Origin of the sequence: Elstera litoralis (assembly GCF_000963705.1) — a bacterium.
Classification (GTDB): Bacteria; Pseudomonadota; Alphaproteobacteria; order Elsterales; family Elsteraceae; genus Elstera; species Elstera litoralis.
The window spans coordinates 1-6,974 of record NZ_LAJY01000081.1 but is presented as its reverse complement, the minus strand read 5'-3'; the positions used below and the strand labels follow the sequence as shown (position 1 = coordinate 6,974).

Sequence of the window (6,974 nt, the reverse complement as noted above, 5' to 3'; positions counted from 1 at the left end):
TTACCCATCGATTTTTTCTCCCAAAAGACTGGCTCGAACCCATTCGGCGCACCTGTTATGTCAGCCAGGAGGCTGGTTCAGATTGCGTCCGGTTAACAGTGTACCAGAGAATAAGGCTAAAATGCGCCGCGCTCAGCGGTTGCGACGCCTTTTCTCATAAACCCATAAAATTCATGTTATTTGTGAAATACCATTGACTCGGCCCGCCGAAAGCCCTACCTGTGGAATTGTTAAATCGCAATTCCGGTATGGGATTGTAAAAAGGGGAAGGGTCGATGCACAGCCTGCCGATTTTCTTATCGCTGAACCAGCGCGAAGCCTTGATCGTCGGCGGCGGCGAGGCGGCCACCCAGAAGCTGCGCCTGCTGAAACGCACCGGCGCGCGGATTACGGTAGTGGCGAAAGACCCAACGGCTGAAATCGAAGCGGCGGCGGTAACGGACGAGATTATTCTGCTGCGTCGGCACTTTCGGTTGGACGATATCCGCAATCAGGCGGTGATTTTCGCCGCCACCGGCGATGACGATCAGGACGCAGAAATCTCCCGCCGCGCGCAAGATGTGGGTGTGCCGGTGAACATCGTCGATGGGCCGGAACTCTCCAGCTTCCTCATGCCCGCGATTGTGGACCGCGACCCGGTTCTGGTCGCCATCGGTACCGGCGGCAGCGCCCCGATTCTCGCCCGCCGCGTCCGCGAGCGCCTGGAACGGCTGCTGCCCGCGCGGCTGGGCAACCTCGCCCGTTTCATCGAACGCTGGAAAGACCCCGTCCGGGGGCGAGTGAGCGACCCGGCAGCGCGTCGCCGGGTCTTGGAACATTTCTCCGACGGGGCGATTGCCGATCTGGTCTTGAACGATCAGGAACGCGCCGCCGATGACGCCGCCGCGCACCTGTTGGAAACCGGTACGGTTGAGGGCGGCTCGGTTGCGCTTGTCGGTGCCGGGCCGGGCGATCCCGAGTTGCTGACGCTAAAGGCGCTGCGCGCGCTGTCCGACGCGGATATTGTGTTCTACGACGAGTTGGTTGCCGAGCCGATTCTCGACCGTATCCGCCGCGATGCCGAGCGGGTGCCGGTCGGCAAGCGCAAAGCCCAACATTCCGTGCCGCAGGACCAAATCGGCCGCCTGCTGGTGGAAGCCGCCCAGGCCGGTAAGCGCGTCGTTCGCCTCAAGGGCGGCGACCCGTTCGTCTTCGGGCGCGGTGGGGAAGAGGTGGAGGCCGTGCGCGCGGCGGGCCTACCCATCACCATTATTCCCGGCATTTCCCGCCGCCTTGGGCTGCGCTGCCAGCGCCGAAATTCCGCTGACCCACCGCGATCACGCCTCCGCCTTGGTGTTCGCCACGGGGCATGGCCGCGACGGGGTTCCCTTCTCCAGCGCGGGCGTGCCGCAAGCGGGCGGTAAGACCGTCGCCATCTATATGGGCCTCGCCCAAGCGCCGCGCATCACGCGCGACTTGATCGACGCCGGGCACGCCGATGACACCCCGGTTGCGTTGATCGAAAACGGCACGCGCCCCGATCAAAAGGTTTCGACCGGGCTTTTGGCCGATCTGCCGCGCCTTGCGCTTCAGCATGGCAGCGGCCCGACGCTGCTCATCATCGGCACGGTCGTGCGCCTATCGCGCTATTGGGGCGATGCCCCCGAAACCGCCGCCATTTCCGCTCTTGCTGCCGAATAAGGGTTCAGCTCATGTCTGCCACACCCCGTAAAGTAACCTCCGCCGCACCGCGCCTACTGACTGCCAATCGCCTGCGCGACGGCGCGGTGATTTTCTTCACCGGCAAAGACCTCGCCACGCTCACGCAGGATGGTTTCGGCCCGGCCTGGTCGCTGGCGATTGCCGATGCGCCGCTGTTCAGCCTTGCCGAGGCCGAAACTTTGCTCGCCATCGCCGTGCAAAACCCCGCCTTGGTCGGCCCCTATCTGGTGGAAGCCGACGCTACAGCCCACGGCCCGCGCCCGCTGAAAATGCGCGAGCGCATTCGCGGCGAGGGGCCGACGGTGGATATTCCCACCAATCCCGCCAGCCTGACCCAGGCGAAGGCGGCGTAACATGGGCCAGCTTTATCGGTACGACGATTACGACCGGGCCTTTCTCGCCGAACGCATCACCCAGTTCCGCGATCAAGTGGCACGGCGGATTTCCGGCGATATGACGGAAGAACAGTTCCGCCCGTTGCGCCTGCAAAACGGCCTCTACCTTCAGCTTCACGCCTATATGCTGCGCGTCGCCATTCCCTACGGCACGTTGGATGCGCGGCAAATGCGGGTTTTGGCGGAAGTGGCGCGGCGGTTCGATAAGGGCTACGGCCATTTCACCACCCGCCAGAACATTCAATATAATTGGGTGAAGCTGGAGGAGGCCGCCGACGCGCTGGCCTTGCTGGCCGAAGCCGATCTGCACGCCATCCAAACCAGCGGCAATTGCATCCGCAATGTCACGTCCGACCAATTCGCCGGGGTTGCCCTGGACGAAATCGAAGATCCGCGCCCCTGGGGCGAGATCATTCGGCAATGGTCCACCCTGCACCCGGAATTCGGTTTTCTGCCGCGTAAGTTTAAAATCGCCATTACTGGTTCGGAAAGCGACCGGGCCGCCGTGAAGATTCACGATATTGGCATTCGGCTGGTGAAGAACGATGCCGGCGAAACCGGCTTCGAGATCATCGTCGGCGGCGGCCTTGGGCGCACGCCGATCATCGGCAAGGTCATTCGCGACTTTCTGCCGAAAGTGCAGTTGCTGACCTATCTCGAATCGATTTTGCGCGTCTACAACCGCTACGGGCGGCGCGACAATATCTACAAGGCCCGCATTAAGATTCTGGTGCAGGAAATCGGCATCGATAAAATGCGCGAAGAAGTGGAGGCGGAGTTTGCTGCGCGGGCGGCCGATCCGCTGACCCTGCCGCCCGACTTGATCGAAACCATCGAAAGCCATTTCGCCCCGGTCGCCTATGCGCCGCAACCGCCGGAACCTGCCGCCTATCAGGCCGCCTTGGCCGCCGATAAGGCTTTCGCCGCCTGGGTGAAAAGCAATCTCGCCGCCCATAAGGAGCCCGGTTACGCCATCGTCACCGTTACGCTGAAGCCAGCGGGCGGGATTCCGGGCGATGCCACCGCCGACCAGATGGACGCGCTGGCCGATCTCGCCGAACGCTATAGCGACAATGAAATCCGCGTGACCCATGTGCAGAATCTGGTTCTGCCCCATGTGCGCAAGGCCGATCTTCCGGCGCTCTATGCGGAATTGCAGCGCATCGGCTTCGCCGAGGCCCATTTGAACACAGCTGCCGACATCATCGCCTGTCCGGGGCTAGATTATTGCGCGCTCGCCAATGCCCGCGCGATTCCGATTGCCCAGGAAATTTCGGCGCGCGTCGCCAAGCCGGGGCGGTTGGAAGAAATCGGCCCGGTGCAGATCAAGATTTCCGGCTGCATCAACGCCTGTGGGCATCACCACGTCGGTCATATCGGCTTGTTGGGCGTGGATAAGAACGGTGAGGAATTCTACCAGATTACCCTCGGCGGTCATGCCGGGGACGATCCCGCCCGCAGCGCCGCCATCGGTACCATCCTCGGCCCGTCGCTGTCGAAAGACGCGGTCGCCGATGGTATCGATAAGGTCTTCGACGCTTATCTTGCCCTGCGCAGCGCGCCGGACGAAAGCTTCGTTGAGACCGTACGCCGCGTCGGCACCCATCCGTTCAAGGAGCGCGTTTATGCCGCTGGTTAATGCCGAAGGTCTGCTCGACGATCCCTATCAGGTTTTGGAAGAGGGGAGCGCACCCGCCCCAAACAGCGCCGTTCTCGTGAGTTTGGAGCAATGGGACCAAGTGGCCGATCACCCCGGCCCGCTCGGCCTGCGCCTGCCCAATACGCTCGACCCGGCGATGATCGCCGATAAGCTGCCGCGCCTATCGCTCGTGGTGCTGGAGTTCCCGAAATTCACCGATGGCCGGGCCTATAGTCAGGCCCGGTTGCTGCGCGACCGCTACGGGTTTGCCGGCGAGATCCGCGCCACGGGGGCGGTTCTGCGCGATCAACTGCTGTATATGACCCGCTGCGGCATCACCAGTTTCGATATCGACCGGCCCGACGCCGCCGACCGCATCGCCGCCGCGCTGAAAGATTTCAGCATCGTTTATCAACCCGCCGCCGACCGGCCCGGCCTGTCCCCGCTGCTGGGGCAGAAATGGCGGCGAGCGCACGCTTAAACCTATCCGTCGTTGTCTGATTGAGAGTGCTCCGCGCCGTCTTCCGCTTCGCCCAGCCGGATCGGGGCGAGCCGGTAGCCCAGAGCCCGCATCACACGCAGCACAGTGGCGATACTGGGTTGGCGACCGGGCGACAGCATTTTGTAAAGCCCGGTCGGGTTCAGTCCGGCGGCAGCCGCCACCTCCGCCACGCCGCGCTTGCGAACGATGGCATTGAGGGCACCGACCACAAGATAGCCATTGGTTTCCGCGTCTTCCTCTTCAAAAGAGACTTCCAGCAGCGCTTGGATGCGTCCGGGCGTGGTTAGATAGTCTGCGGGATCGTAGGGCGCGGTAATAACGGTTTTTGGGGCGCGCTTGCGGCGCGGCTTGGCGACTGGAGCCGTTTCCGTCCCGTGGGGGGCTGTCGTCATCGGTTAGTTCTCCTCCTGCCAGTTTGCCCAAAGGCGTTTTGCCTGCGCGATGTCGCGGTTTTGAGTACGCTTATCGCCCCCGATCAACAAAACGACCACGTGCTTGCCGCGCTGCCCAAAATACACCCGATAGCCGGGGCCATAGGCGATCCGCAGTTCCAACAAGCCACTACCAATCGGCTCAACATCGCCCGGATTGCCCTGCCCCAGCCGGGTCAATCGGGTTTCGATGCGGGCAATGGCGCGATCATCGTTAAGGCCGATCATCCAGCGGTCAAATTCAGCGGTACGACGGATCGTGAGCGTCATGGCCGCATACTCACCTTTTGTTGAAAAACAATCCAATAAAATTTCAACAAAAGGTGAATTCGCGGGCCGCTGAACGCAGCCCCCTGCGCGGAATTATACAGAAGCCTAAGGCAGATCGGCCACCGCCCAGCCGGAGGCGGTTTTGATGAAGCGTAAATCCAGGGTTGGGTGCAGCACCGTCAGCGGTGTTTTCACATCCAGCGTGACCGTGCAGCGGTAGCCGGAGCGGCGCACGTCGTCGGTGGCTTGGCAGCCTTGCTTGCGCCCGCCCTGCACGTCGATCAGTCCGACGAAACTTTCCAGCCCCGGCAGCAGAATTGCCAGCGCGCGCACGTCGCGAAATTTGGTGGCAATTGCCGCCTCAAGCTCATCCTCGGACGGCTCACGCTCCAGGGCCGCGCAGGCCCCGAGCAAGCTGAGGCCTACGAAGAGACAGGCCAATTTTTTGGTCATGGAACGTTCCCCCGGCTAGGGTATTAGCTTAGCAAGGGCGGACCCCATACCCAAGCATCCTGACCGTACAAACGCAAAAACCCCCGCCGAAGCGGGGGTTTTCGTTGGTCGGGAGAGCGGCGAGCCGCTCTCCAATCCCATATCGCAGTGAAGCGATATTAGAAATCGACGCGCGTACGGAACGTGAAGAGCGTACCGTCGTTCTTCGTCTGACCGGACTTGAGGCCCGAAACCGGCGATTCGATTTCGAAGAAGGCAACGTCAGCTTGCAGCGACAGACCCGGAGCGAGCTGGTAAGCACCGCCAACGCCCCACATATAATCCGTGGCGTCTTTGGTGTTACGCGCGCCAAAGTCGGTTTCCGTGCGCGAATAGTTCGCGGCAACCGCCCAGGGACCGACAGCGTAGCTCAGACCGAGCTGCCAATGGCTGAGTTCATCACCCTTGGTGCGCATCGAATCGCTGGCATCGGAATAATGACCGCCAACGGTGAAGCCTGCGTAGCTAACTTGAGCGCCAACATGCCACACGCTGTAATCACCCAAGGTGCTTTTCACGGTTGCCGAGGTGTCCTTGGCATCGCCGAACTGCACGCCGCCGCCCAGCTTTACGCCGATGTCGGAGAAGCTGCCAGCATAGCTCGCGCCGATCGAGATCAGGTCGCTATACTTATTGTCGGCACCGGTCACAAACTTCGAACGGGCATTATCACGACCGTGCGAATTCATTTCCGGAGTGTAGCTGATACCAGCCTGGAAGCCAGCGAACACCGGGCTCATGTACGAGATTTTGGTATCGACTTCACCTTCGTTCAAGTGAACCCAGCGATAGTTACCCGTGACAGTCCCGAAAGCGTAATCGGCCTGGCCGATACCGACGGTCGGTGCGCGAACGGCAAGGCGCGTATCGGCAGCGTAAGCATCGCCGAGCTGAACCTGACCCCACGAGCCGCCCATGTAGACCCACTTTTCGTCCATACCAACCACATCTTGGTTGGTTTGGCCGGGGTTCACACCCGAGCTACCCTGGTTGTTACGCAGACGACCGCTGAAACCATAGACCAGACCGTTTTCGGCTTTGGCTTCGGCCTTAACCGTCAAACGATAATCAATGCGGGCTTCGCGCGATTCTTGATTGGCGAGATCATCATTGACGATGATGAAATCCGAACGGATCGAGCCGCCGAGCGTAACGGTGAAGGGAGCCTTCGTGGTGACTTGCTGTGCAGCAGCGGCACCAGCGAACAATACGAGAGCAGACGTGCCCAGAAGAATCTTTTTCATTGTCAATACCCCTTGGTGGTACTCAACCCAAAACGAACCCTTCCGGGGGACCATTAACTGGCCCTCCCCGCTCGGGACAGGCGTATAAAACCCCATTGCCCTACATCGTAGCAAGCCTGCTCTGCACGGAAGGCGCGGCTTTTTTGATCTGCTGTGGCGAAGATACAACACCTGTGGCGATGGGAAAATTCCCATTAAATACACAAGCTTATCAGGCGTTGTTGGGGTAATACCTTGATTCTCAATTCATTTTACCGGGCTAATTTTGCCTAAGGGCCTCGGCAACACCGCTCTATCCGT

At 61.0% G+C, this 6,974-nt stretch carries 9 protein-coding genes; 5 read left to right on the top strand and 4 right to left on the bottom strand.

The genetic code is table 11. The features are described from left to right. Positions 1 to 275 precede the first annotated feature (275 nt). From cysG to VZ95_RS04230, 5 genes are read left to right on the top strand one after another with little or no spacing between them, the layout of a single operon-like run. Positions 276 to 1,403, top strand: a complete 1,128-nt coding sequence (gene cysG, locus VZ95_RS22730) for a siroheme synthase CysG (RefSeq protein WP_232302470.1) — start codon at positions 276 to 278, stop codon at positions 1,401 to 1,403. Further along, entirely contained in the window at positions 1,297 to 1,680 is a 384-nt protein-coding gene (locus tag VZ95_RS26640) for a uroporphyrinogen-III C-methyltransferase (RefSeq protein WP_232302471.1), read from the top strand. Before cysG ends, VZ95_RS26640 begins: the two co-directional genes overlap by 107 nt. A gap of 11 nt (positions 1,681 to 1,691) precedes the next feature. Continuing rightward, complete coding sequence (locus tag VZ95_RS04240; protein ID WP_052711467.1) at positions 1,692 to 2,054, top strand: DUF2849 domain-containing protein; 363 nt, start codon at positions 1,692 to 1,694, stop codon at positions 2,052 to 2,054. Position 2,055: 1 nt separating this feature from the next. Continuing rightward, on the top strand, positions 2,056 to 3,735 hold the full coding sequence (locus VZ95_RS04235; RefSeq protein ID WP_045774770.1) for a nitrite/sulfite reductase: 1,680 nt from the start codon (positions 2,056 to 2,058) through the stop codon (positions 3,733 to 3,735). Further along, entirely contained in the window at positions 3,722 to 4,216 is a 495-nt protein-coding gene (locus VZ95_RS04230; protein WP_045774769.1) for a DUF934 domain-containing protein, read from the top strand. Before VZ95_RS04235 ends, VZ95_RS04230 begins: the two co-directional genes overlap by 14 nt. 2 nt (positions 4,217 to 4,218) lie before the next feature. Here VZ95_RS04230 and VZ95_RS04225 read toward each other — a convergent pair whose 3' ends face one another. The 4 genes from VZ95_RS04225 to VZ95_RS21550 all read right to left on the bottom strand — a co-directional run bounded on the left by VZ95_RS04225 (position 4,219) and on the right by VZ95_RS21550 (position 6,674). Then, positions 4,219 to 4,629, bottom strand: a complete 411-nt coding sequence (locus VZ95_RS04225; RefSeq protein WP_052711466.1) for an addiction module antidote protein — start codon at positions 4,627 to 4,629, stop codon at positions 4,219 to 4,221. A gap of 3 nt (positions 4,630 to 4,632) precedes the next feature. Continuing rightward, positions 4,633 to 4,938: a type II toxin-antitoxin system RelE/ParE family toxin gene (locus VZ95_RS04220; protein WP_045774768.1), complete on the bottom strand. Its 306-nt coding sequence runs from the start codon at positions 4,936 to 4,938 to the stop codon at positions 4,633 to 4,635. Between the two features lie 105 nt (positions 4,939 to 5,043). Further along, entirely contained in the window at positions 5,044 to 5,391 is a 348-nt protein-coding gene (locus VZ95_RS04215; protein WP_045774767.1) for a hypothetical protein, read from the bottom strand. A 158-nt stretch (positions 5,392 to 5,549) separates the two neighbouring features. Continuing rightward, positions 5,550 to 6,674 (bottom strand): porin, encoded by a 1,125-nt coding sequence (locus VZ95_RS21550; RefSeq protein ID WP_198148078.1) that lies wholly within the window; start codon positions 6,672 to 6,674, stop codon positions 5,550 to 5,552. Positions 6,675 to 6,974 lie beyond the last annotated feature (300 nt).

Bases quoted from the DNA above. Each gene is read 5' to 3' on its own strand.
- cysG (WP_232302470.1), top strand. From the start codon at position 276: ATGCACAGCCTGCCGATTTTCTTATCGCTGAACCAGCGCGAAGCCTTG.
- VZ95_RS04240 (WP_052711467.1), top strand. From the start codon at position 1,692: ATGTCTGCCACACCCCGTAAAGTAACCTCCGCCGCACCGCGCCTACTG.
- VZ95_RS04235 (WP_045774770.1), top strand. From the start codon at position 2,056: ATGGGCCAGCTTTATCGGTACGACGATTACGACCGGGCCTTTCTCGCC.
- VZ95_RS04230 (WP_045774769.1), top strand. From the start codon at position 3,722: ATGCCGCTGGTTAATGCCGAAGGTCTGCTCGACGATCCCTATCAGGTT.
- VZ95_RS04225 (WP_052711466.1), bottom strand. From the start codon at position 4,629: ATGACGACAGCCCCCCACGGGACGGAAACGGCTCCAGTCGCCAAGCCG.
- VZ95_RS04220 (WP_045774768.1), bottom strand. From the start codon at position 4,938: ATGACGCTCACGATCCGTCGTACCGCTGAATTTGACCGCTGGATGATC.
- VZ95_RS04215 (WP_045774767.1), bottom strand. From the start codon at position 5,391: ATGACCAAAAAATTGGCCTGTCTCTTCGTAGGCCTCAGCTTGCTCGGG.
- VZ95_RS21550 (WP_198148078.1), bottom strand. From the start codon at position 6,674: ATGAAAAAGATTCTTCTGGGCACGTCTGCTCTCGTATTGTTCGCTGGT.